The sequence below is a fragment of the Streptococcus mitis genome, from assembly GCF_023109105.1.
GTDB classification, from domain to species: Bacteria; Bacillota; Bacilli; order Lactobacillales; family Streptococcaceae; genus Streptococcus; species Streptococcus mitis_BW.
Map to the genome: position 1 here is coordinate 14,452 of NZ_JALDTZ010000016.1, position 25,966 is coordinate 40,417.

Genomic DNA, 25,966 nt, shown 5'->3' on the forward strand with positions numbered 1-25,966 from the left:
CTATAATGGAAGATAGAAAAAAAGGAGTAATCTATGTATCTTATTGAAATTTTAAAATCTATCTTCTTCGGTATTGTTGAAGGAATTACGGAATGGTTGCCGATTTCCAGTACAGGTCACTTGATTTTAGCAGAGGAATTTATCCAATACCAAAATCAAAATGAAGCATTTATGTCCATGTTTAATGTCGTGATTCAGCTTGGTGCTATTTTGGCGGTCATGGTCATTTACTTTAATAAGCTCAATCCTTTTAAACCGACTAAGGACAAGCAGGAAGTTCGTAAGACTTGGAGACTGTGGTTGAAGGTTTTGGTTGCCACTTTGCCTTTACTTGCCGTCTTTAAATTTGATGATTGGTTTGATACCCACTTCCATAACATGGTATCTGTTGCTCTCATGTTGATTATCTATGGGATTGCCTTTATCTACTTGGAAAAGCGCAATAAAGCGCGTGCTATCGAGCCAAGTGTAACAGAGTTGGACAAGCTTCCTTATACGACAGCCTTCTATATCGGCCTCTTCCAAGTTCTTGCCCTTTTACCAGGGACAAGTCGTTCTGGGGCCACAATTGTCGGTGGTTTGTTAAATGGAACCAGTCGTTCTGTTGTGACAGAATTTACCTTCTATCTAGGGATTCCTGTTATGTTTGGAGCTAGTGCCTTAAAGATTTTCAAATTTGTGAAAGCAGGACAACTCTTGAGCTTTGGGCAATTGTTCTTGCTCTTGGTTGCGATGGGAGTCGCCTTTGCAGTCAGCATGGTCGCTATTCGTTTCTTGACCAGCTATGTGAAAAAACACGACTTTACCCTTTTCGGTAAATACCGTATCGTACTTGGTAGTGTCTTGTTGCTTTACAGTTTTGTTCGTTTATTTGTATAAGAAAAACCTTGAAGACTCAGCTCTTCAAGGTTTTAAAATCCAGTCACGGTAATCCCCAACAGGCGGACCCCTCTTTCTTTCTCGCTTAATTCTTCATAGAGTTGTAGGGCTACTTGGCTTATCTGACTAGCATCCTGTGTTTTTTGAGCAAGACTTTTTCGTTTAGTAAGAGTTGAAAAGTCCTCGTAGCGGATTTTCAAAATGACAATTTTTCCAGCTTTTTCTTGTTGATGTAGATTGAGAGCGACTCTTTCTGATAGGAGAGTCAGCTCTTTTTTGATGTCTTCTTCGGCACGTAGAATCTTTCCATAGGTTTTCTCCTTCCCGATTGATTTACGGATACGATTGGATTTGACTGGGGAATTGTGAATACCACGAGCCTTTCGATACAGGTCATAGCCCAGTCTGCCAAAGCGGTCTATTAGGGTCACTTCAGGGACGTCAAGTAAATCAGCACCAGTAAAAACACCCATTTGATGAAGACGTTCTACTGTCTTTTTTCCTACTCCATGAAACTTGGAAATATCCATTTGTTTAAGAAAATCCTCAGCCTGGTCAGGTAGAATCACTGTCAGACCATGCGGTTTTTGATAATCGCTCGCCATTTTGGCTAAGAACTTGTTGTAGGAAACGCCGGCAGAAGCAGTTAGATGAAGTTCTTGCCAGATATCCTCTTGAATGAGACGAGCGATTTTGACTGCCGACTTAATCCCGAGTTTATTTTCCGTTACATCCAAATAGGCTTCGTCAATACTCATAGGCTCAATTAAATCTGTATAGCGCTTAAAAATAGCTCGAATCTGGAGTCCCACAGCTTTATATTTTTCATAATTCCCTGAGATAAAGACAGCCTGGGGACATCGTTCATAGGCTTCCTTGGAACTCATGGCAGAATGGACACCAAAAGCTCTCGCCTCATAGCTGCAGGTCGAAACGACTCCCCGTCCACCTGTTTGCCGAGGGTCGCTTCCTATAATGACAGGTTTTCCTCTGAGTTTAGGATTATCCCTGATTTCCACCGCAGCAAAAAAGGCATCCATGTCAATATGGATGATTTTTCTTGACAAGTCATTTAATAAGGGGAAAATCAACATGCCTAGCACCTTTTTACTGCTTATTTTCTTTTATTATACCGTTTTTTCTGAAAAAAAGAAAAAAGGACTTTATTTTTTCAAAAATATAATACAGTTTGGGACAAAATATAGACTGTTTTAGAAAAGAAAGTGTAAAAATAGGGGTTTTTCACTTGTTGAAATCGGTTACTGTATGGTATACTTGTCTCATGAATGTAACAGATGGCTGTTACTAGAAAGAAAAAAGAGGACATTAACATGGTTGTTAAGACAGTTGTTGAAGCACAAGATATTTTTGACAAAGCTTGGGAAGGCTTCAAAGGCGTAGATTGGAAAGAAAAAGCAAGTGTATCACGCTTCGTACAAGCTAACTACACACCTTACGATGGAGACGAAAGCTTCCTTGCAGGACCAACAGAACGTTCACTTCACATCAAAAAAATTGTAGAAGAAACTAAGGCTCACTACGAAGAAACTCGTTTCCCAATGGATACTCGTCCAACATCTATCGCTGATATTCCTGCTGGATTTATCGACAAAGAAAACGAAGTGATCTTCGGTATCCAAAATGATGAACTCTTCAAATTGAACTTCATGCCAAAAGGTGGTATCCGTATGGCTGAAACTACTTTGAAAGAAAATGGATACGAACCAGATCCAGCTGTTCACGAAATCTTTACTAAATACGTAACAACAGTTAACGACGGTATCTTCCGTGCCTACACTTCAAACATTCGTCGCGCTCGTCACGCTCACACTGTAACTGGTCTTCCAGATGCCTACTCACGTGGACGTATCATCGGTGTTTACGCACGTCTTGCTCTTTACGGTGCAGACTACTTGATGCAAGAAAAAGTAAACGACTGGAACTCGGTTGAAGAAATCGATGAAGAAACAATCCGTCTTCGTGAAGAAATCAACCTTCAATACCAAGCATTGCAACAAGTTGTACGCTTGGGTGATCTTTACGGAGTTGACGTTCGCAAACCAGCGATGAACGTTAAAGAAGCTATCCAATGGGTAAACATTGCCTTCATGGCTGTCTGCCGTGTTATCAACGGTGCAGCTACATCTCTAGGACGTGTGCCAATCGTATTGGACATTTTTGCAGAACGTGACCTTGCTCGTGGTACATTTACTGAATCAGAAATCCAAGAATTCGTTGATGATTTCGTTATGAAACTTCGTACAGTTAAATTTGCTCGTACAAAAGCTTATGACCAATTGTACTCAGGTGACCCAACCTTCATCACAACTTCTATGGCTGGTATGGGTAACGACGGTCGTCACCGTGTTACTAAGATGGACTACCGTTTCTTGAACACTCTTGACAACATCGGTAACTCTCCAGAACCAAACTTGACAGTTCTTTGGACTGATAAATTGCCATACAACTTCCGTCGCTACTGTATGCACATGAGCCACAAACACTCTTCTATCCAATACGAAGGTGTAACAACAATGGCTAAAGACGGATATGGTGAAATGAGCTGTATCTCATGCTGTGTGTCTCCACTTGACCCAGAAAATGAAGAACAACGCCACAACATCCAGTACTTCGGTGCGCGTGTAAACGTATTGAAAGCCCTTCTTACTGGTTTGAACGGTGGTTACGACGATGTTCACAAAGACTACAAAGTATTTGACATCGAACCAATCCGTGACGAAGTTCTTGAATTCGAATCAGTTAAAGCTAACTTTGAAAAATCTCTTGACTGGTTGACTGATACTTACGTAGATGCTTTGAACATCATCCACTACATGACTGATAAGTACAACTACGAAGCTGTTCAAATGGCATTCTTGCCAACTAAACAACGTGCGAACATGGGATTCGGTATCTGTGGATTTGCCAACACTGTTGATACATTGTCAGCTATCAAATACGCTACAGTTAAACCAATCCGTGATGAAAATGGCTACATCTACGATTACGAAACAATCGGTGAATACCCACGTTGGGGTGAAGATGATCCTCGTTCAAACGAATTGGCAGAATGGTTGATCGAAGCTTACACAACTCGTCTACGTAGCCACAAACTTTACAAAGACGCAGAAGCTACAGTTTCACTTTTGACTATCACATCTAACGTTGCTTACTCTAAACAAACTGGTAACTCACCAGTTCACAAAGGTGTATACCTCAACGAAGATGGTTCTGTGAACTTGTCTAAACTTGAATTCTTCTCACCAGGTGCTAACCCATCTAATAAAGCTAAAGGTGGATGGTTGCAAAACTTGAACTCACTTTCTAGCCTTGACTTTAGTTATGCAGCTGATGGTATCTCATTGACTACTCAAGTTTCACCTCGCGCTCTTGGTAAGACTCGTGACGAACAAGTTGATAACTTGGTAACAATTCTTGATGGTTACTTCGAAAACGGTGGACAACACGTTAACTTGAACGTTATGGACTTGAACGATGTTTACGAAAAAATCATGTCAGGTGAAGACGTTATCGTACGTATCTCTGGATATTGTGTAAACACTAAATACCTCACTCCAGAGCAAAAAACTGAATTGACACAACGTGTATTCCACGAAGTTCTTTCAATGGATGATGCCTTGGATGCATTGAGTTAATCAAGTTCTTGAATAATGAAATAAGTAACCCTCGGTCAGTCGACTGAGGGTTGTTTTTTGGGCTCTTAAATTCCATAAGTCAGGCACTGAAATGTCTGACCAGGATTCAAAGATACTTCTTGAGTTGGGGGAGTATTAAAAAGAGTTCGTTGAATTCTGGAAGGTGGTCTGAAATAAAAACACCACACTTTGTAAGAAACAAGGTGTGGTTGTATTTTATCTCTTAGACCAAGTTCTCTTCATAAAGAGAAGGAGGATTGGGTAAATCTCCAAGCGACCTGCAATCATTGCAAAGGAGAGGAGAATTTTTGAGATAGGACTAAAGATTGCGAAACTAGAAGTGGTTCCTAGAATAGGTCCGATATTATTGAAACAGCTAAAGACAGCGCTGGTCACAACCAGGAAATCATTGCTATCTAGACTGACAATAAAGATAAGTGCTAGTAAAATCATAGAATAAATGACAAAGTACTTGAGAATCTTATGCTGGGTATCCTTGTCAATTACCGTTTTATTCACATGGAGGGTCAAAACACGGTGGGGAGATAAGATTGATAAAATTTGGTTTTTAGCAATTTTTGAAAGGATGAGGCCTCGGATAACCTTGAGTCCACCTGCGGTTGAACCAGCAGAGCCACCGATTCCCATGAGGAAGAGGAGGATAAACTGGGAGAAGAGGGGCCAGTTGGTAATATCTCCATATCCAAAACCAGTTGTTGTAATGATATTGGAAACCTGAAAGAAGGCCATTTCAAAGCTTTTTGAAAATCCCGGGTAGAGGTAGAGGGTGTTAAGGCTAATCAAGCCTGTAGAAATTAGAACGATGACCAAGTAAGCCCGAAGTTCTTCATCTCCAAAGAAAGCCTTGACCCGACGGAGCATGAGATAGTAGTAGAGATTTAAATTTACCCCAAAAACCAGAACTCCGATACTAACTAGATAGGTAATCAGTGAACTGCCATAGTGGGCAATTCCATCGTTATAGACGGTAAATCCTCCTGTACCCGCAGTACCCATAGCGATGACAAAACTATCAAATAGGGGCATACCAGCTAGATAATAGATGATGACAAAGAGTGAAAAGAGAGCTAGATAAAGGAGATAGAGAATCTGGGCAGTGTTTTTTAGTTTGGATACAACCTTGCCAAAGACAGGGCCAGGAACCTCAGCCTTCATCACTTCTAGGTGGCTATTTTTGGCATTATCCATAATGGCAAGTGCAAAAACAAGCACTCCCATCCCTCCAATCAAGTGGGTAAAACTTCGCCAGAAGAGGAGGGAACGACTGAGAACCGAAACGTCGTTCAGAATAGTTGCTCCAGTAGTTGTAAAGCCAGAACTGATTTCAAAAAAGGCATCAATAACGCTGGGAATTTGGTCAGCGAAGACAAAGGGAAGCCCCCCAAAGAAAGACCAAAGAATCCAACAAAGGGCAACAATCAAGATTCCCTCCTTGGCGTAAATCCGTTGATTTTTTGGTTTTTGTAAAATTCCTGAACCACCTAATAATACGAGAATCCCAATCGTTGTAAAGAGGGCTGTAAAGACTTGGCTCGATTCATGGTAATAGACAGCAATAGCCACAGGAACCAAGAGGAGAATGGCTTCAATCAAAAGTAATTTTGAAAGGAGGTAACGAATCATACTTTTATTCATTTCTTACCTCGCAATCAAATCATAAATCTTGGTGATGTTTGGTAATAAGGTTATTACTAGGAGCTTATCTCCAACTTCCAGCATATCCTCCCCAGTAGGGAAAATAGTTTTTCCCTTTCGAATGATGGCCGCAATAAGAACCCCTTTTTTCAGTTTCAGTTGAGAAAGAGGTTTGGCAGTCATTTTATTAGCTTCCTTGATATGGAATTGCAGGGTTTCGATTTGGCCGTTGGCTAGATGGTGCATGGCTTGAAGGTCTGAATACTGGGCATTAACACGACCACGAATAAAGTGCATAATTGTATCTACAGCGATGATTTTCGGAGTTATAATGCTTGAGAAATCAGGCGCATGAATAATTTCAAGGAGACTAGTTCTGTTAACCTTGCTAATATTTTTTTGCACACCTACGCTATCAAGGAACATAGAGGTAATAATATTCTCTTCGTCAACTCCTGTTAGTGTTGCTACTGCATCATAGTTTTGAGCACTTTCTTCTAGTAGGATATCTTTTGCGGTACCATCTCCTTGGACAATATAGAGATTAGAGAATTTCTCACTAAAGAAACGTGCCCTTTCAGGGTTAATCTCGATGACTTTGGTCTCGATACGACTGTCTTTTAGAATACCTAGTAGATAATAGGCAATTCTACCTGCTCCGACGATGAGAAGGCTCTTCACAGCACGAGATTTGAAATAATTATGGAAGAGCATCATATCAACACGGTTACCAGTGACAAAGATTCTATCTTTATCCTGTATGGTCATGTCACCACTTGGGATGATAATTTGATGATCCCTCTCTATCGCGCAGACAATGACATTGCCAAATTTTTTCCGAAAATCAGAAATGGGCATTTGGCAAAGACCGCTGGTGGACTTGATGACAAATTCCATGAGGCTAACGCGTCCACCAGCAAAGCGCTCGACAGATAAGGCATTGGGGAAGTCAATGATATTGGCGATAGCACGAGCAGCCAAAAGTTCAGGGTTGACGATAAGAGAAAAACCGAGAATATTCTTTTCTTTGAAATAAGAGTTAGAGTATTCAGGATTGCGCACCCGAACAATGGTCTCTTTAGCCCCCATTTTCTTGGCTAGAACTGCTGCGATCATGTTCACTTCATCGTACTCAGTCAAGGCGATAAAGATATCACAATCTTGGACACTGGCTTGCTCAAGAATGGTAAAATCAGCTCCGTTACCAAGGATACCCATGATATCAAAACGACTGACGATATGATTGAGGACGGCTTCGTCTTGTTCAATCAGCAAAACATCGTGCTTTTCTGCAACCAAGGAGCGACAGAGGGCAAAACCAACTTTTCCCCCTCCGACAAGGATAATTTTCATATTAAAACCTACTTTTTCATGATGTAACTATCATACCCTTTTTCAAGAAAAAATGCACCTACTAGCTAATAACCAGAGTTTTTAGTAGGAAATTTGCTATAAGGTAAAACTATACCCTAAGCAATTAAAATAGCTATTAGCACCTTTCTCTGAAATATGGTATGATAAAGGATATACAAGGAGATAAAATGAATAATAATTTACTGGTATTACAATCAGACTTCGGTCTGGTTGATGGTGCGGTATCGGCTATGATTGGAGTGGCTTTAGAAGAATCTCCAACCTTAAAAATTCATCACTTGACGCACGATATCACGCCTTATAATATTTTTGAGGGGAGTTACCGTCTCTTTCAGACGGTAGATTACTGGCCTGAGGGAACGACTTTTGTATCGGTTGTCGATCCAGGTGTAGGCTCGAAACGTAAGAGTGTGGTTGCCAAGACTGCAAAAAATCAATACATTGTCACGCCAGACAATGGGACGCTTTCTTTTATCAAGAAACACGTTGGTATTGTAGCTATTCGTGAGATTTCTGAAGTGGCCAATAGACGTCAAAATACAGAGCATTCTTATACCTTCCACGGTCGTGATGTTTATGCTTATACTGGTGCTAAATTAGCCAGTGGTCACATTACTTTTGAGGAAGTGGGGCCAGAGCTCAGTGTGGATCAGATTGTGGAGCTTCCAGTCGTAGAGACCGTCATAGAAGATCATCTAGTGAAGGGAGCCATTGATATTCTGGATGTGCGTTTTGGTTCGCTTTGGACCTCTATCACGCGAGAAGAATTTTACAAGCTGGAACCAGCATTCGGTGATCGTTTTGAAGTGACTATCTATCATGCTGATATGCTGGTCTATCAAAATCAGGTTGTCTATGGCAAATCATTTGCAGATGTGAGAATTGGACAGCCAATCCTTTACATTAACTCTCTCTATCGTTTGGGTCTGGCTATCAACCAAGGTTCCTTTGCCAAGGCCTATAATGTGGGTGTCGGTTCATCTTGGACCATTGAAATAAAGAAAATAGAATCATAAAATAGGAGAATATAGATGAAAAATCAATCAATTAAGCAAGTTGTTGCTATCGGTGTTGGGGCTGCGCTCTTTGTTGTTATCGGGATGATTAGCATTCCGACCCCTGTTCCAAATACAAGCATCCAGCTTCAGTATGCGGTACAGAGCCTCTTGTCAATCATTTTTGGCCCTCTAGTGGGATTACTTGTTGGTTTAATTGGGCATGCAGTGAAGGACTCTCTTGCTGGCTACGGTCTTTGGTGGACGTGGATTATTGCTAGTGGGCTCTTTGGTCTAGCTGTAGGACTCTTTAGAAAATACATTCGAGTAACACAGGGTGTTTTTGAGTTGAAGGATATTGTCTTCTTTAACCTCATTCAGATTGTCGCAAATGCTCTGGTTTGGGGTGTTTTGGCACCACTTGGAGATGTTGTGATTTATCAAGAAGCGGCAGAAAAAGTATTTGCTCAAGGGATTGTTGCGGGAATTGCTAACGCTGTAACTATAGCTATCGCAGGTACCCTTCTCTTGCTAGCTTATTCACGTACGCAGACTCGTTCAGGAAGTTTGAAAAAGGACTAACATAAAGGAAAAGGCTGGTGAACCGGTCTTTTTCGATGTTTATAGACTAGTTAGGCAAGCAAGCTAGGATTGGAAGCTTGTTGGCGCTACGATTTTATACTCAATGAAAATCAAAAAGCAAACTAGGAAGCTAGCCGCAAGCTGCTCAAAACACTGTTTTGAGGTTGCAGATAGAACTGACGAAGTCAGCTCAAAACACCGTTTTGAGGTTGTAGATAAGACTGACGAAGTCAGTAACCATACCTACGACAAGGCGACGCTGACGAGGTTTGAAGAGATTTTCGAAGAGTATTAAGAGAAGAGTCTGTAAGAAGGGGCTAATTTATGATAAAATAGAAGTCTAAGAAGCGAATGAAGAGAGTAAGATGAAAGAAGCTATAATTGAGTGGAAGGATTTCTCTTTCCAGTATGAAACGCAACAAGAACCGACCTTGCAAGGGGTGGACTTAACCATTTACAAAGGAGAGAAAGTCTTAATTGTTGGGCCATCTGGGTCAGGTAAGTCTACCTTGGGTCAGTGTTTGAATGGGATTATTCCTAATATTTATAAGGGTCAAACATCTGGAGAATTTTTGATAAAGGGGCAAGCTGCCTTTGATATGAGTATCTATGATAAATCTCACCTGGTCAGCACAGTTTTGCAGGATACAGATGGGCAGTTTATCGGTTTATCCGTGGCAGAGGATTTGGCTTTTGCTCTGGAAAATGATGTGACAGATCTAGAAGAGATGAAAAGTCGTGTTCATAAATGGGCAGAAAAGTTGGACCTTATTTCTTTACTGAATCAGCGTCCTCAGGATTTGTCAGGTGGACAAAAGCAGCGAGTCAGTCTGGCTGGTGTCTTGATTGATGAGAGTCCGATTCTCTTGTTTGATGAGCCACTCGCCAATCTTGATCCCAAGTCAGGTCAGGATATTATCGAATTGATTGACCAGATTCATAAGGAGGAGGGGACGACGACTCTTATTATCGAGCACCGTTTAGAGGATGTGTTGCATCGCCCTGTGGATCGGATTGTCTTGATAAACGATGGTCGTATCCTCTTTAATGGAAGTCCTGACCAGCTACTGGCGACTGATTTATTAACCCAAAATGGAATTCGAGAACCCCTTTATCTCACCACTCTCCGTCAATTAGGTGTGGATTTAGTCAAGGAAGAACAATTAGCAGATCTGGATAACTTGTCTATCTCAAAAGGTCAGGTTCCGTTGCAGAATGAACTTTCAAAAGAGAGACCAGAATTGAAGTCACTCTTTCGACTTGAAGATGTATCTTTCGCTTACGATGATAGACCGATTTTAAAATCCATTCATTTAGATATTAAAAAGGGCGAAAAGATTGCCATTGTCGGGAAAAATGGAGCAGGGAAATCAACCCTAGCCAAGGCCATAAGTAGCTTTATCCAGACGGAAGGTCGCTATCTGTGGGAAGGGCAGGAGATCAAAGAAGATTCTGTTGCAGAGCGGGCGGAACGAGTAGGCTATGTGCTGCAAAATCCTAATCAAATGATTTCAACCAACATGATCTTTGATGAGGTGGCTCTGGGACTACGTTTGCGAGGTGTGGACGAGCAGGAAATTGAAACGAGAGTCTATGAAACCTTGAAAATCTGTGGTCTCTATGAATTCCGTAATTGGCCCATTTCTGCCCTGTCATTTGGTCAGAAAAAACGTGTGACTATTGCCTCGATTTTGGTCTTGGGAGCTGAAATTATCCTCTTAGATGAACCGACAGCAGGTCAAGACCAGAAGAACTACACTGAGATTATGGAATTTCTCGAAGAACTGCATGAAAAAGGACATACCATTGTCATGATTACCCATGATATGCAATTGATGCTGGATTATTCAGACCGAGCCCTTGTCATGGTGGATGGGGAATTGATTGCTGATACTGATCCAGCTAGTCTGTTGAGCAATCCTGAGCTGTTAGTAAAAGCCAACCTAAAAGAGACATCAATCTTTAACTTGGCTAAGAAACTGGATGTGGATCCACTTGCTTTAACGGCATTTTACAAAGAAAGGAGAGAAGGATGCAAGCTAAATTAATTGGTTACCAGCATAGAGATACTGTGATTCATCGCTTGTCAGGAGCTGGGAAACTTCTCTTTTTCATCCTCGTGTCATTGGCGGCCATGATTAGCTATGATACCAGACTGCTTGTACTGATTGCTGTCTTTTCGCTCTTTCTCCTCTATTTATCAAAAATCCGCTTTAAAGATGTTTCCTTTGTAGCTGTTTTTGCGACTGTCTTTGCGATTTTGAATGTCTTAATGGTTTACCTCTTTTCTCCCGAGTATGGGGTTGGACTTTATGGAGAGAGAAATGTCATTTGGCAGGGAATCGGTGCCTACACTCTGACCAGTCAAGAGCTCTTTTATCTGCTAAATCTGGCCATTAAGTATCTTTGCACCATTCCTTTAGCGATTATCTTTTTGATGACAACACATCCTAGTCAGTTTGCTTCTAGTTTAAATCAAATCGGTGTGCCCTATAAGATTGCCTATTCTGTCAGCCTGACCTTGCGCTATATTCCAGATTTGCAGGAAGAATTCTTTACCATCAAGATGTCTCAGGAAGCGCGTGGGATGGAATTATCCAAGAAAGCTTCTCTCATGCAACGAATCAAAGGCAATCTCCGCATTATTACGCCCTTGATTTTTAGCTCGCTAGAACGCATTGATACCATCGCGACTGCTATGGAACTTCGCCGCTTTGGGAAAGAGAAAAATCGTACTTGGTATAGTTATCAGGCCTTGAAAAAAGGAGATTATCTTACCTTGCTCTTGGCAGCCTTGTTTTTAGTAGCTAGTTTACTACTTATCTTGCAGAATCAGGGACGATTTTACAACCCTTGGAAATAGTATTGTCAAAGTTTTCATTAGATAAGTAAAGAGAAATTATTCTATAACTTTTTATTGATAGATTGTATGAGAAATAAAGTTAATAATTGTATACTTGGAACTTTTTGACAAAACATGAATTAGTTTGTATATTTTATAGTAGAATTTACATTACAAAATCAAAGTTATTCAGATATGATCATTTTCAACTAAGTTCAGTGTCATAATGTAGAGACGATATAAAATAGTAAAAGTACTTAATTTAAATCGTGTTAATTTCATTTTGTGTAAACATGGGAAAATGTTGAATGTATATAATGACGGGAGATGATTTACAATGATAAGTTTAGAGCTGTTGTCTGAAGCAAGTAGTCTAGACGTCTATTTTTTTGAAAAAGAGAATCGGGAGTATTTTGAGCGGAATTTACCTCCCAGACCAGCTAACTATTTTGATTTAGAAGGTTTTAAAGAAATTACAAGGGAATTGTTAAGGGAACAAGAGAGCCATGATATCTACGTGCATCTTATTAGAGATGCACAAGGCATTATGGTCGGAAGAATAAATTTAAGTGTTTTAGGGAAGGATAGAAAAACAGCAGAACTTGGGTATAGAATTGGGGAAAATGTTAGCAATTTAGGTTATGCCAGCGAAGCGGTTAAACTCGTTTTAGAAAAAGCCTTTACTACTTATGGTTTACATAGGATTATCGCAGGGACGGCAACGGACAATCTGCCCTCCCAGAGAGTGCTTTTAAAAAATGGCTTCACCTTTAGTAGGGTTATAGAAAATGACTTACAAATTCATAATGAGTGGATTCATACAGCAGTATTTGAGATAACGAGGTCATAATATCATCATTCCCAGTTCACAGATAGGTATAAAAGAGTAAGCAATTTTTGCAAATATTTAAGAATTTTCTCCTAGAAACCCTTGGAAATAGTTTGAAAAAATTGAAAAAATCAAGTCGTTTCTATTGACAATGATTCTGAAAGTGTTATACTAAGAAAGTAGTTTCGCTGATTTACTTCAAACCTGTTGTGAGGTAAGTTAACGATGCCTTAACCACGCTGTTTGCTGAGCTTGACTCCGGGCAGTGTGGCTATTTTTTTGCAATGGTGAAAGGAAGCAAGTCATGACAAATCACATTGTATTATTTGAACCTCAGATTCCACAAAATACAGGCAATATTGCGCGTACTTGCGCTGCGACCAATTCTCCCCTCCACATCATCAAGCCTATGGGCTTTCCTATTGATGACCGTAAGATGAAGCGAGCTGGATTGGATTATTGGGATAAGCTAGAGATTTATTTTCACGACAGTTTAGAAGATTTCATGTCTCAGATGAAGGGCAAACTCTATCTGATTTCGAAATTTGCTGAAAAAGTATATTCTGAAGTGGATTTATCGACTGACGAAGACCATTATTTTCTCTTTGGACGTGAAGACAAGGGCTTGCCTGAAGACTTTATGCGAGAACATCCTGAAAAGGCTCTTCGTATTCCTATGAATGATGAACATGTCCGCAGTCTCAATGTGTCTAATACCGTCTGCATGATTGTCTATGAAGCGCTCCGTCAGCAGAACTTTGCAGGTCTTGAGCTTGTTCATACCTATGAAGTGGATAAATTGAAATAAAAAATGAAAACGAACAAAATGCTTGCGCTTGCAAGCGTTTTTTGTTATGATAAAAGAGTCTTCAGGGCAGGGTGAAATTCCCGACCGGCGGTAAATTTGACTATCTATTTTAGCCAAATAAGTCCGCGAGCGCAAGCTGATGTGGTGAGATTCCACAACCGACAGTATAGTCTGGATGGGAGAAGACGAAAGAATAGCTTTGTCTGTTCTGATGGATTTATAGCCAAACTGTAACCGCTTGCTCTGGTAGAGTGAGAGGGAACTTTTGCGATATAAAAAGTGAGAATAGATAGAGGAATCCTTTCCAACTTCTTCTGATTTTATAGAAAATTGGAGGAACCTGTTATGACAAACACACGTCGACTTTCGACCATTGCAATTCTATCAGCCATTTCATTTGTGCTGATGTACTTTGATTTTCCGCTCTTGCCAGCGGCGTCCTTCCTCAAGATCGAATTTAGTATCTTGCCAGTCCTTGTGGGCTTGGTGATCATGGATTTGCCTGCTGCTCTAGGAGTTCTCTTGCTTCGCTCACTCTTGAAACTGCTTCTTAATAGTCAGGGAGTGAATACTTACATTGGCTTGCCAATGAATATCGTAGCTTTGGGAGTTTTTGTCATCGTCTTTGCTTTGATTTGGAAAAAGGAACGGACAACCCTTCGTTTCCTACTAGGCTCTCTAGCTGGGACTATTGGTTTAACCGTGGCTATGTTGGTTCTCAACTATGTTTACGCTGTTCCTTTGTACGCTAAGTTTGCTAACTTTGATATTGGAAAAATTTTGGGACTTTCCAACTACCTAATGACCATGGTATTACCTTTTAACTTGATTGAGGGTGTAATCTTTTCCGTTTCATTCTGGTTGTTGTACGTTCTCTTGAAACCAACCTTAAAACATTATGAAAGATAAACAAACATTTTTAATGAAGGGCAGTTTTGCCCTTTTACTTTTCGTCCTTCTTGGCTATATGGTCAAGTTTTATCCCGAAACGCTGGTCGGTTTTGACCAACCGATTCAGACAGCTATTCGTGGGGATTTGCCAGATTATTTGACTGTTCTTTTCCGAGCCATCACACGCCTGATTGATATTCCAGTGATTATCACTTGGGTTGCCATCGCAGCCTTTATCTTTTATCGTAAGCAGTGGAAGATAGAAAGCTACTTCATGGCGGGTAATCTAGCCTTAGCCGGTCTTTTGATTGTGACCTTTAAAAATATTTACCAGCGCCCACGACCAGTTATCTTACACCTAGTCGAGGAGAAGGGATTTTCCTTCCCAAGCGGGCATTCTCTGGCTGTAACCTTGATGGTAGGTACTTTGATTGTCATTCTCAGTCAACGAATTAAAGATCCAGTATGGAAAAAAATCGTACAAATCGTGCTAGGTCTATACCTAGTCAGTGTGCTGGTATCAAGGATCTATCTAGGAGTTCACTACCCATCAGATGTTCTTGCCAGTCTCTGTGTGGGTTTGGGAGTCTTGTTTATCGAATTTCCTTTCTATGACAAACTTCGCTTCCAATGGCGATTTAAAGGCAAGCAGAAGTGAGATAGGTCTTGCAAGAATGGTAAAAATCTGATAAACTAAGTAGTAATTGAATAGGAATCCGCAAGACTAGTAACTCAAGGGAAGTATATCAGGGAGGAGAGCCGTGACTGCAAGCTCTCTATATGAAAGCTGGGTGAATTCACTTGCGCATGGATTTAGAAATGAAGGTCTGGCTTGTCAGATGAAAACGGATGGTACCGCGTGTCAACGCTCCGAGTGGAGTTTTTGATATGTGGTTTTCTTTTTATCTACGAGAGACTGATGGAGGAATTATGTCAACTATTGAAGAACAATTAAAAGCGCTTCGCGAAGAAACGCTGGCTAGCTTGAAGCAGATTTCTGCTGAAAATGAAAAAGAGATGCAAGATTTGCGTGTCTCTGTCCTTGGTAAAAAGGGTTCGCTTACTGAAATCCTCAAAGGGATGAAAGATGTCTCTGCTGAGATGCGTCCAATTATAGGAAAACACGTCAATGAAGCTCGTGATGTCTTGACAGCTGCTTTTGAAGAAACAGCTAAGCTCTTGGAAGAAAAGAAAGTCGCAGCTCAACTTGCTAGCGAGAGTATCGATGTGACACTTCCAGGTCGTCCAGTTGCGACGGGGCACCGTCACGTTTTGACACAAACCAGTGAAGAAATCGAAGATATTTTCATCGGTATGGGTTACCAAGTCGTGGATGGTTTTGAAGTGGAGCAAGACTACTATAACTTTGAACGTATGAACCTTCCAAAAGACCACCCAGCCCGTGATATGCAGGACACTTTCTACATCACAGAAGAAATCTTGCTCCGTACCCACACGTCTCCAGTTCAGGCGCGTGCTATGGATGCCCATGATTTTTCTAAAGGTCCTTTGAAGATGATCTCGCCAGGGCGTGTCTTCCGTCGTGATACGGATGATGCGACTCACAGTCACCAGTTCCACCAAATCGAAGGCTTGGTTGTTGGGAAAAATATCTCTATGGCTGACCTTCAAGGAACGCTTCAGTTGATTGTGCAGAAAATGTTTGGTGAAGAGCGTCAGATTCGTCTGCGTCCATCTTACTTCCCATTCACAGAGCCATCTGTTGAGGTGGATGTTTCCTGCTTCAAGTGTGGTGGAGATGGCTGTAATGTATGTAAGAAAACAGGTTGGATCGAAATTATGGGTGCCGGTATGGTTCACCCACGAGTCCTTGAGATGAGTGGTATCGATGCGACTGTTTACTCTGGATTTGCCTTTGGTCTTGGACAAGAACGTGTAGCTATGCTCCGTTATGGAATCAACGATATTCGTGGATTCTACCAAGGAGATGTACGCTTCTCAGAACAGTTTAAATAAGATTGAAATCTGAAACACAATCCTAAACAGTCGTTCTCGTCTTCACATTGTCTAGAAATTGAAACGACTGACTCGAAGAAAAAGAAAGGAATTGAAAAGGTCTCACTTATTGAGATCTTATGCTCAGAATTATGTTAGTATCATACAAATGGTTAAAAGAATTGGTGGACATTGATGTGCCATCACAAGAGTTGGCTGAAAAAATGTCAACTACAGGGATTGAGGTAGAAGGTGTGGAATCACCTGCTGCTGGTCTCTCAAAAATTGTCGTCGGTGAGGTCTTGTCTTGCGAAGATGTGCCAGAAACTCACCTCCATGTTTGTCAAGTTAACGTTGGCGAAGAAGAAGCACGTCAAATTGTTTGTGGTGCACCGAATGTGCGTGCTGGTATCAAGGTTATGGTGGCACTTCCGGGAGCTCGCATCGCTGACAACTACAAAATCAAAAAGGGAAAAATCCGTGGTTTAGAGTCACTTGGGATGATCTGTTCACTTGGTGAATTGGGCATTTCTGACTCAGTTGTGCCTAAGGAATTCGCAGATGGCATCCAAATTTTGCCTGAAGACGCCGTTCCAGGTGAGGAAGTCTTCTCATATCTAGACTTGGATGATGAAATCATCGAACTTTCAATCACCCCTAACCGTGCGGACGCCCTTTCTATGCGTGGGGTGGCTCACGAAGTGGCAGCCATCTATGACAAGGCGGTCAACTTTAAAGAATTTACTCTAACAGAAACAAATGAAGCTACGGCAGATGTTCTTTCTGTCAGCATTGAAACAAACAAGGCATCTTACTATGCAGCTCGTATCTTGGACAATGTGACCATCGCACCAAGTCCACAATGGTTGCAAAACCTCCTCATGAACGAAGGAATCCGTCCTATCAATAACGTTGTGGACGTGACTAACTATATCCTCCTCTACTTTGGTCAGCCTATGCATGCCTTTGACTTGGATACCTTTGAAGGAAGCGAGATTCGTGTGCGTGAGGCTCGTGCTGGTGAGAAATTGGTGACCTTGGATGGGGAAGAACGTGAGTTGGAAACGAATGACCTCGTGATTACGGTCGCTGACAAACCAGTTGCTCTTGCAGGTGTTATGGGTGGTCAGTCTACAGAAATCTCTGAAAAATCTACTCGTGTCGTCCTTGAAGCTGCAGTTTTCAATGGCAAATCTATCCGTAAGACTAGTGGTCGCCTCAACCTTCGTTCAGAATCATCTTCTCGTTTTGAAAAAGGCATTAATGTGGCAACAGTCAATGAGGCTCTTGATGCAGCAGCTAGTATGATTGCTGAACTTGCAAGTGCGACGGTCCGTAAAGGTATTGTTTCAGCGGGTGAACTTGATACTTCTGATGTGGAAGTTTCTTCAACTCTTGCTGATGTTAACCGTGTCCTTGGAACTGAGCTTTCTTATGCTGATGTAGAAGACGTCTTCCGTCGTCTTGGTTTTGGTCTTTCTGGCAATGCAGATAGCTTTACAGTCAGCATTCCACGTCGTCGTTGGGATATCACTATCGAGGCAGACCTCTTTGAAGAAATCGCTCGTATCTATGGTTATGACCGCTTGCCGACTAGCCTTCCAAAAGACGATGGTACAGCTGGTGAATTGACTGCGACACAAAAACTCCGCCGTCAAGTTCGTACAATCGCTGAAGGAGCAGGTTTGACAGAAATCATCACCTATGCTCTAACAACTCCTGAAAAAGCAATCGAGTTTACGGCTCAACCAAGTAACCTTACAGAACTCATGTGGCCAATGACAGTGGACCGTTCTGTCCTTCGTCAAAATATGATTTCTGGTATCCTAGATACAGTTGCTTACAACGTGGCTCGTAAGAACAAAGACTTGGCTCTTTACGAGATTGGAAAAGTCTTCGAGCAAACAGGAAATCCAAAAGAAGAATTGCCAAATGAAATCAATAGCTTTGCCTTTGCTTTGACAGGTTTAGTCGCTGAAAAAGACTTCCAAACTCCAGCTGTTCCAGTTGATTTCTTCTATGCTAAAGGAATTCTTGAAGCCCTCTTTGCTCGCTTGGGTCTTGAGGTGACTTATACAGCAACATCGGAAATCGCTAGCCTCCACCCAGGACGTACAGCCTTGATTTCACTCGGTGACCAAGTCCTTGGTTTCCTGGGTCAAGTTCATCCTGTAACGGCTAAGGCTCACGACATCCCTGAAACTTATGTAGCCGAGCTTAATCTTTCAGCTATCGAAGTAGCCCTTCAACCAGCTACTCCATTTGTGGAAATTACTAAATTCCCAGCAGTCAGCCGTGATATTGCTCTTCTCTTGAAAGCAGAAGTTACTCACCAAGATGTAGTGGATGCCATTCAAGCTGCTGGTGTGAAACGTTTGACAGATATCAAACTCTTTGACGTCTTTTCAGGTGAAAAACTAGGACTGGGAATGAAGTCTATGGCTTATAGCTTGACCTTCCAAAATCCAGAAGATAGCTTGACAGATGAAGAAGTCGCTCGCTATATGGAAAAAATCCAAGCTTCACTTGAAGAAAAAGTGAATGCAGAAGTGCGTTAACTAATCAATCTATCCTTCGGGGTAGATTTTTTCTTTTCATACTCTTCGAAAATCAAATTCAAACCGCGTCAACGCGCCTTGCCGTACTCAAGTACAGCCTACGGCTAGTTTCTTAGTTTGCTCTTTGATTTTCATTGAGTATCAAATAACAATTCAGGATCAAAAATGGACAGTTGAGGAGCAGAAGAGATAAATTGGAGTTTACCACTGTATAATGGATTTATCACTAAAAGTGCTCCAGATCATATTTTACATAGCAATAGTCTTCTAAAAATGGACAGAAGTCATTGTAAAGGCTATCAAAAAGGTGTATAATGGGTGAAAGAAATTTCGGAGGTGAAAGATGCTAGAAGTAAGAAGTCTAGAGAAAAGTTTTGGATCCAAGCAAGTTTTGTTTGGTATTGACTTTCAAGCGCGACCAGGTCGTATTTTGGGACTAGTCGGAAAAAACGGTGCTGGGAAGACAACGATTTTCCATAGTATTTTGAAATTTTTAGAATACCAAGGAGAAATCAGTCTGGATGGTCAGGATATTCGCCAGGAGACCTATGCTCGAATTGGCTATCTTCCTGAAGAACGCAGTCTGATGCCTAAATTGACAGTCCTTGAACAAGTTCGCTATTTGGCGACTCTAAAAGGTATGGATGCTAAGGAAATCAAGGAAAAACTCCCTCAATGGATGAAGAGGTTGGAAGTAAAAGGAAAGCTGACTGATAAAATCAAGAGTCTGTCAAAAGGAAATCAGCAGAAGATTCAGCTCATTATTACTTTGATTCATGAGCCAGACTTGATTATCTTGGATGAACCTTTCAGTGGATTGGATCCAGTCAATACAGAATTGCTCAAGCAAGTCATTTTTCAGGAAAAAGAGCGTGGAGCAACCATTATCTTTTCTGACCATGTCATGACCAACGTCGAGGAACTTTGTGACGATATTCTGATGATTCGAGATGGCCGTGTAGTCTTGCATGGGCCGGTTCAGGATGTCCGCAATCAATACGGAAAAACGCGTCTCTTTGTTTCAAGTGAACGAAGCAAGGAAGAATTGGAAAACCTTCCTCATGTCAAACAGGTGAGCTTGACCAAACAAGGCAGTTGGAAATTGATTTTGGAAGACGAGAGTGCTGGAAGGGAACTCTTCCCAATCTTGACTCAAGGGCAATATATCGCAACCTTTGACCAACAAGCGCCAACAATCGATGAAATCTTTAAACTAGAATCAGGAGTGGAAGTATGAGAAATATGTGGGTAGTTATTAAAGAAACTTATCTGCGACATGTCAAGTCCTGGAGTTTCTTCTTTATGGTGATTTCGCCCTTCCTCTTTTTAGGTTTGTCTGTAGGAATCGGCTATCTCCAAGGGTCGTCTATGGCTAAAAATAGCAAGGTGGCAGTGGTGACGACTGTACCATCTGTGGCAGAAGGGCTCAGGGATACCAATGGTATTAACTTTGACTATCAGGATGAAGCCAGTGCCCAAGCTGCTATCAAGGATGAAAAAATCAAGGGTTATCTAACTATTGATCAAGAGGATAGTGTCATCAAGGCCGTTTATCATGGTGAAACCTCGCTTGAAACAGGTATCAAGCTAGCAGTAACCAATAAACTCAATGAGCTTCAAGATCAACTCAATCGCTCGGCAGCTAATTTGTCCCAAGAGCAGGAAAAACGCCTGGCCCAAACTGTTGACTTTACTGAGAAGATTGATGAATCCAAGGAAAATAAAAAGCTGGTCCAAACCATTGCGGCTGCAGGGCTTGGTTTCTTCCTTTATATGATCTTGATCACTTATGCTAGTGTCACTGCTCAGGAAGTGGCTAGTGAGAAAGGGACTAAAATCATGGAAGTGGTCTTCTCAAGTATTCGCGCCAGCCATTATTTCTACGCGCGCATGATTGCTCTACTCCTTGTCATTTTAAGTCATATTGGAATTTATGTTGTAGGTGGACTTGGAGCTCTATTCTTCTTTAAGGATATGCCTATCTTGGCTAATTCAGGTATTCTAAATCACTTGGGAGAAGCATTTTCTCTTAACACCTTATTATTTATCTTAGTGAGTCTCTTTATGTACGTAGTTTTGGCAGCCTTCCTTGGTTCCATGGTTTCTCGTCCTGAAGATGCAGGAAAAGCCTTGTCGCCATTGATGATTTTGATAATAGCTGGTTTTGTTGGCGTTACTGCTCTAGGCGCTGCAGGGGATAATTTGGTTTTGAAAATTGGTTCCTACATACCCTTCATTTCAACCTTCTTTATGCCATTTAGAGCCATTAATGGTTATGCAAATGGCCTAGAAGCATGGATTTCGCTTGCAATCACGATTACTTTTGCAGTAACTGCAACAGTCTTTATCGGGCGCATGTACGCCAGTCTAGTTCTACAAACAGATGATTTAGGTCCTTGGAAAACCTTTAAACGTGCCTTATCTTATAAATAGAAGAGCCTCGCGAAAGCGAGGTTTTCTAGAGAAAAAAAGAGTGGAATTTAGAAAAATATTTTTCATATCTATTGACTTTTAGGGGTGAAATTTGGTATGATAGTAGGCGGTATTGTTTACCCCATTTGAAAGGCCCCGGAACCTTCCAAATACTTTTCGATGGGAAGGAACACCCATCACCGTAAACAAAAATCGAACTATATATAGGAGAAATCATGAACAAAACAACATTTATGGCTAAACCAGGCCAAGTTGAACGTAAATGGTACGTAGTTGACGCAACTGATGTACCACTTGGACGTCTTTCTGCAGTAGTTGCTAGCGTACTTCGCGGAAAAAACAAACCAACATTTACACCACACACTGATACAGGTGACTTTGTGATTGTTATCAATGCTGAAAAAGTTAAATTGACTGGTAAAAAAGCAACTGATAAAATCTACTACACTCACTCAAACCACCCAGGTGGATTGAAACAAATCTCTGCAGGTGAACTTCGTTCTAAAAATGCAGTACGTTTGATCGAGAAATCAGTTAAAGGTATGCTTCCACACAATACTCTTGGACGCGCTCAAGGTATGAAGTTGAAAGTATTTGTTGGAGCTGAGCACACTCACGCTGCACAACAACCAGAAGTTCTTGATATTTCAGGACTTATCTAAGGAAAGGAACAATAAAGTATGTCACAAGCACAATATGCAGGTACTGGACGTCGTAAAAACGCTGTTGCTCGCGTTCGCCTTGTTCCAGGAACTGGTAAAATCACTGTTAACAAAAAAGATGTTGAAGAGTACATCCCACACGCTGACCTTCGTCTTGTTATCAACCAACCATTCGCAGTTACTTCAACTGTAGGTTCATACGACGTTTTCGTTAACGTTGTAGGTGGTGGATACGCAGGTCAATCAGGAGCTATCCGTCACGGTATCGCTCGTGCCCTTCTTCAAGTAGATCCAGACTTCCGCGATTCATTGAAACGCGCAGGACTTCTTACACGTGACTCACGTAAAGTTGAGCGTAAGAAACCAGGCTTGAAAAAGGCCCGTAAAGCGTCACAATTTAGTAAACGTTAAAACTTATTTATATTTATTAAAAGCATTTCGTATCAAAAATACGAGATGCTTTTTTCTAGCTTAATTTTACAAATTGGATTTTGAAGGACACCATGGACCTATTTTCAAGTTGATAACGACTACAAATTTGTTCTGGAGACCATGAAGATTGTAATCGCTCTTTAATTTCCTACTTCAATTCACAGGAGTCTAACTCGATTTTCTTCCCTTCTGCTTCGCCAATTGTTCATTGTGTGTTTGTGCTGCTTGTGCAGAGTAAGTGTCATTACCACACTTAATTCTCTTGAGAAGGTTGATTTGTGAACGCCTAATTTTCTAGCTATTTGGCAGGGTTTGAGACCTAATTCTAGGTAAGTCTCTATCTTAATTCGCTCAATTATGGTAATATGATGGTAGCTTATAGATTTCTCCCGTGTTCTGTTTAGTGTGGTTACTTACAGTTTACACGAGATTGGGCTCTATGAGTTTTTTGTTGCACTATATTTTACCATTTATCAAATATAAAAAAGTAAGCTCAGAAAATCTCTGAGCTTATTCTCATATCTCTCCAAACAACTTCCGTAAAATTTTCGGTGTGATACGTTGTCCTGGCCCTACGTAAGTATAGGCGTGCAGGTACATGGCAGGATTGAAGTTGAGTTCGATACAGGTGCAATTTGGTAGCTCCTTACTAGCAGGCTTGGTGTAGTCTGGGATAATCAAATCGACTCCACAGGCCCAAGCCCCCATAGCAGTCGCCATATCGGCAGCTAGTTGTTTGTAACTCTCGCCCATCTGGTCAGTCATGTCAATGGAGTCGCCTCCAGTTGAGATATTAGAATTACCACGCAGAAAGGTTTGTCTACCTTTAGGCAAGACTGTATCAGGTGTGTAACCCTGCTGTTCCAACATGAGTAATTCAATATCACCCAGATTGATGATTTCAAGAGGTGAGCGATGGTCGCGACCACGCAGAGGGTCTTGGTTTTTCTTTTCGACTAATTCTCGGATGCTTGAGCTTCCGTCGCCTACGACATTGGCCGCGACGCGGAGCAGGACAGCCTCGCATTTTCCATCCAAGATAAAGAAACGGTACTCGGTCCCTGCCACAAACTCCTCGACTAGCACATGGCTATCTTCCGAAAAGGCGATGTCTAGGGCTTTTTCATAGCCAGAAATGCTTGTTGGCTCTTGGAAGATGGAAATGCCCAGACCGAAGTTGGTGGATTTGGGTTTGACAACAATAGCAGAGTTGGCTATTTGTCCGTAGTACCGCAAGGCATCGTCCTTGTTAGCAAATTCTGCTCCCGCAGGTACTGGAAAACCAGCCTTGTCCAAAATCTTTTTGGTCACAACCTTATTAGCCATGGCCAGTGGAATTACGTAGTTATCTTTGGATGTCATGTTGCCATTTTTAATGTACTCCACATGGTCACCATGCCAGAGTTTGAGAAATTGGTCTTCCTCATCTAAAATTTCTACGTTCAAGCCCAGCTGAATGGCGTCAAAGAGAATCATTTGGGTGGAGAGTTCCATGTTTTCATAGCCTTTGAGGGCATAAGGTGCTGTCCAAGCGTAGTCATGAAAGGCTTGTCCTTGTTGTTGGCCAAATTTTTCAAGGGACCCTTCTTCAACCTGCTCTGCTATTTTTCCAGAAAGGGTCAAACGTGGATCAAGAAGAGAGGCCTCCACCTTAGTGATAAGCTGGCTATAATAGTCATCCAGTCCAAAGTGAGCGACGATGTCCTTCATGGCTGTCACGATAGGTTTAGGGTCAGCTTCTTTAGGAAGTGGTGTGTGGGGATGGCTGAGAGCGATTTGGTTGTTGAGAGTAGCAGCTACTGCCAATTCTTCGTCGACTTGCTCCATGTCGTCTAGCCACAAGAGTGCGAGTGCAAAGAGGTGGGTGGTGTCTAGTGTTTCTTGGCTGATTGCCAGTGGCTCAAAGGGGTTGAGGTCAAAGTTGCGGAACTCTAGATAGGAGATGCCCTTAGTCAAAAAGTCCCGGCTAGTCTTAGCACCGCGTAAACGGATAGCAGAGTAAAATTCTTTTTCGGCGGACAGTTGCCCAGATCCAACAGCGTTTTCGATGTCGGTCACGTATTGCTCCAGTGAAGAGAAGGAAATGTGAACATCGGGGGCATTGACATAGCCGTAGTTGGAGTTACGAATCGACCGCACGCAACCAATTTCATCTGTCAAAAACCCTTTTTCTGCTAGCGGGCTTGCTCCGTAAAGGTAGGTCAAGAGCCAGCGATAACACAAGAAGTTCTGAGCTAACTTGAGATAGAGGGCATTCTTGAAGGTCAGTAAATCGTCATAGTCACTGACTTCAAAGAGCTGCTGGGTCAGATCTTTGCCGAGTTCAAAATTATAGTGAATTCCAGATATGGACTGGAGCAATTTGCCGTAGCGTTCTGCCAAACCAACTCGGTATTGATACTCGTAGTCACTTTCCAACTGGGCAATCTGAATCTCTTCTTCTACAATCACAGGTGGCATGGATAAAGGCCAAAGATATTCTGACTTATCCATTGAGCGAATAGCCACATCGGTGATGGCCCCGAGGAAGCGACGAGCTTCCGTGGTCGACTGTGCTACCGGTGTAATGAGCTCTAGTTGAGGTTCGCTATAATCTGTCTGGATATAGGGATGGAAACTGCGAGAACCCAATTTTTCAGGGTGTGGCGTTTGAGCGACACGGCCTTCAGTATTGATTCGTAGAGATTCGCGCTCCAGACCAAAGGTAGCTTGTAAGATGGGAGTATTTGGGGATAATTTTTGAAATACGTTTGATAGGTTCATGATTTGGCCTCGAAATAATTAGTTTCTCTATTATTTTATCAGTTTGTTAAATAAACTCAACTTTCTGCTACGGAGATGGAGAAGGAAATGCTCGGACGAATTGACTATTTACTTGCATTAAATATAAGCAAAAGCATTAGTAGAAGTATTGAAACTACACCTAATAGTTTTTTCCCCACACTCAATCTCTCATTTCTGTCTTTTTTTCGTAGACAGTTATAAAGTCGATCAGAATAAACCTTGTAAGTGTATAAGTTAATTCTTACAGACCTAAACTATTCCCCTATTTAAAAAATAATGATTCATATTTTATGAAATTAACTAGTAGATATAGTTCTGAAAAGCCTTGATAATACGCTGTTTTTAGTCCAACTGAAACTCATACTTTCTAAGCCAGGTCATACGATTTATAAGTAAAAGAACAAATAAAAAAGAGGAGCTTCACACTAAAGTTCCTCTTTTTTTAAATATCCGAATCATTATTCTTATTTCAAAAAAGGTAGAGAAAAAGGTAGAGTTTGAATTGAAATACAGTGCAATATATCGCATTTAACAAAAAGAAAAAACGCTTGAAATGTACTGACCCCAAAAAGTTAGACAATTAATTTATCCAAAGGATTTAGTTCTGTATTGCACAGGGCTGAGTCCTT

21 protein-coding genes, 1 pseudogene and 1 riboswitch are annotated in these 25,966 nt (G+C 41.4%); of the genes and pseudogenes, 17 read left to right on the forward strand and 5 right to left on the reverse strand.

Annotated elements, in window-relative coordinates; all coding sequences use genetic code 11:
* The first annotated feature begins 33 nt into the window (after nt 1-33).
* Nucleotides 34-879 carry an undecaprenyl-diphosphate phosphatase gene (locus M1F37_RS08545; RefSeq protein ID WP_203175561.1) on the forward strand — a complete coding sequence of 282 codons (846 nt, stop codon included), beginning with the start codon at nt 34-36 and terminating at the stop codon, nt 877-879.
* A gap of 32 nt (nt 880-911) precedes the next feature.
* Here the strand turns inward: M1F37_RS08545 and dinB are convergent, their stop codons facing one another.
* Nucleotides 912-1,973 carry a DNA polymerase IV gene (gene dinB, locus M1F37_RS08550; RefSeq protein WP_247935470.1) on the reverse strand — a complete coding sequence of 354 codons (1,062 nt, stop codon included), beginning with the start codon at nt 1,971-1,973 and terminating at the stop codon, nt 912-914.
* Between the two features lie 237 nt (nt 1,974-2,210).
* On the opposite strand from dinB, the gene pflB reads away from it, so the two are divergent.
* Nucleotides 2,211-4,535 carry a formate C-acetyltransferase gene (gene pflB / locus M1F37_RS08555; protein ID WP_247935484.1) on the forward strand — a complete coding sequence of 775 codons (2,325 nt, stop codon included), beginning with the start codon at nt 2,211-2,213 and terminating at the stop codon, nt 4,533-4,535.
* Between the two features lie 216 nt (nt 4,536-4,751).
* Here the strand turns inward: pflB and M1F37_RS08560 are convergent, their stop codons facing one another.
* Complete coding sequence (locus M1F37_RS08560; protein ID WP_247935471.1) at nt 4,752-6,191, reverse strand: TrkH family potassium uptake protein; 1,440 nt, start codon at nt 6,189-6,191, stop codon at nt 4,752-4,754.
* A 3-nt stretch (nt 6,192-6,194) separates the two neighbouring features.
* Nucleotides 6,195-7,544, reverse strand: coding sequence for a Trk system potassium transporter TrkA (trkA, locus tag M1F37_RS08565; protein WP_247935472.1), 1,350 nt, complete (start codon nt 7,542-7,544; stop codon nt 6,195-6,197).
* 188 nt (nt 7,545-7,732) lie between these two features.
* Here trkA and M1F37_RS08570 point away from each other — a divergent pair, with 188 nt between their 5' ends.
* The 15 genes from M1F37_RS08570 (at nt 7,733) to rpsI (ending at nt 22,532) form a co-directional block, all read left to right on the forward strand.
* Complete coding sequence (locus M1F37_RS08570) at nt 7,733-8,581, forward strand: SAM hydrolase/SAM-dependent halogenase family protein (protein WP_247935473.1); 849 nt, start codon at nt 7,733-7,735, stop codon at nt 8,579-8,581.
* A gap of 15 nt (nt 8,582-8,596) precedes the next feature.
* Nucleotides 8,597-9,142, forward strand: coding sequence for an ECF-type riboflavin transporter substrate-binding protein (locus M1F37_RS08575; protein WP_000795927.1), 546 nt, complete (start codon nt 8,597-8,599; stop codon nt 9,140-9,142).
* A 103-nt stretch (nt 9,143-9,245) separates the two neighbouring features.
* The gene (locus M1F37_RS08580) at nt 9,246-9,437 is read left to right on the forward strand and encodes a hypothetical protein (protein ID WP_247935474.1); all 192 of its coding nucleotides are present in this window, start codon (nt 9,246-9,248) and stop codon (nt 9,435-9,437) included.
* A 70-nt stretch (nt 9,438-9,507) separates the two neighbouring features.
* Complete coding sequence (locus M1F37_RS08585) at nt 9,508-11,190, forward strand: ABC transporter ATP-binding protein (protein ID WP_247935475.1); 1,683 nt, start codon at nt 9,508-9,510, stop codon at nt 11,188-11,190.
* The gene (locus M1F37_RS08590; protein WP_247935476.1) at nt 11,175-12,005 is read left to right on the forward strand and encodes an energy-coupling factor transporter transmembrane component T family protein; all 831 of its coding nucleotides are present in this window, start codon (nt 11,175-11,177) and stop codon (nt 12,003-12,005) included. The genes M1F37_RS08585 and M1F37_RS08590 overlap by 16 nt, the downstream gene beginning before the upstream one ends.
* Nucleotides 12,006-12,321: 316 nt before the next feature.
* Nucleotides 12,322-12,834 (forward strand): GNAT family N-acetyltransferase, encoded by a 513-nt coding sequence (locus tag M1F37_RS08595; protein ID WP_247935477.1) that lies wholly within the window; start codon nt 12,322-12,324, stop codon nt 12,832-12,834.
* A gap of 283 nt (nt 12,835-13,117) precedes the next feature.
* On the forward strand, nt 13,118-13,621 hold the full coding sequence (gene trmL / locus M1F37_RS08600; protein ID WP_119942613.1) for a tRNA (uridine(34)/cytosine(34)/5-carboxymethylaminomethyluridine(34)-2'-O)-methyltransferase TrmL: 504 nt from the start codon (nt 13,118-13,120) through the stop codon (nt 13,619-13,621).
* A gap of 53 nt (nt 13,622-13,674) precedes the next feature.
* Nucleotides 13,675-13,812, forward strand: a riboswitch (FMN riboswitch).
* A 154-nt stretch (nt 13,813-13,966) separates the two neighbouring features.
* A complete protein-coding gene (locus M1F37_RS08605) occupies nt 13,967-14,530 on the forward strand; it encodes an ECF transporter S component (protein ID WP_247935478.1) in 564 nt (187 codons plus the stop codon).
* A complete protein-coding gene (locus tag M1F37_RS08610; protein ID WP_247935479.1) occupies nt 14,520-15,170 on the forward strand; it encodes a phosphatase PAP2 family protein in 651 nt (216 codons plus the stop codon). The genes M1F37_RS08605 and M1F37_RS08610 overlap by 11 nt, the downstream gene beginning before the upstream one ends.
* A gap of 272 nt (nt 15,171-15,442) precedes the next feature.
* The gene (gene pheS / locus M1F37_RS08615; protein ID WP_247935480.1) at nt 15,443-16,489 is read left to right on the forward strand and encodes a phenylalanine--tRNA ligase subunit alpha; all 1,047 of its coding nucleotides are present in this window, start codon (nt 15,443-15,445) and stop codon (nt 16,487-16,489) included.
* A gap of 131 nt (nt 16,490-16,620) precedes the next feature.
* The gene (gene pheT / locus M1F37_RS08620; protein WP_247935481.1) at nt 16,621-19,026 is read left to right on the forward strand and encodes a phenylalanine--tRNA ligase subunit beta; all 2,406 of its coding nucleotides are present in this window, start codon (nt 16,621-16,623) and stop codon (nt 19,024-19,026) included.
* 343 nt (nt 19,027-19,369) lie between these two features.
* A complete protein-coding gene (locus M1F37_RS08625; protein ID WP_084925866.1) occupies nt 19,370-20,263 on the forward strand; it encodes an ABC transporter ATP-binding protein in 894 nt (297 codons plus the stop codon).
* The gene (locus tag M1F37_RS08630; RefSeq protein ID WP_247935482.1) at nt 20,260-21,459 is read left to right on the forward strand and encodes an ABC transporter permease; all 1,200 of its coding nucleotides are present in this window, start codon (nt 20,260-20,262) and stop codon (nt 21,457-21,459) included. Before M1F37_RS08625 ends, M1F37_RS08630 begins: the two co-directional genes overlap by 4 nt.
* A 215-nt stretch (nt 21,460-21,674) precedes the next feature.
* Nucleotides 21,675-22,121, forward strand: coding sequence for a 50S ribosomal protein L13 (gene rplM, locus M1F37_RS08635; protein WP_001044624.1), 447 nt, complete (start codon nt 21,675-21,677; stop codon nt 22,119-22,121).
* Between the two features lie 18 nt (nt 22,122-22,139).
* On the forward strand, nt 22,140-22,532 hold the full coding sequence (gene rpsI, locus M1F37_RS08640; protein WP_000075973.1) for a 30S ribosomal protein S9: 393 nt from the start codon (nt 22,140-22,142) through the stop codon (nt 22,530-22,532).
* Between the two features lie 79 nt (nt 22,533-22,611).
* Here the strand turns inward: rpsI and M1F37_RS10100 are convergent.
* Both M1F37_RS10100 and gshAB read right to left on the reverse strand, forming a co-directional pair.
* A pseudogene (locus M1F37_RS10100) lies at nt 22,612-22,933 on the reverse strand (transposase); the annotation flags it as partial.
* Nucleotides 22,934-23,069: 136 nt separating this feature from the next.
* A complete protein-coding gene (gene gshAB / locus M1F37_RS08645) occupies nt 23,070-25,316 on the reverse strand; it encodes a bifunctional glutamate--cysteine ligase GshA/glutathione synthetase GshB (protein ID WP_247935483.1) in 2,247 nt (748 codons plus the stop codon).
* Nucleotides 25,317-25,966: the final 650 nt, after the last annotated feature.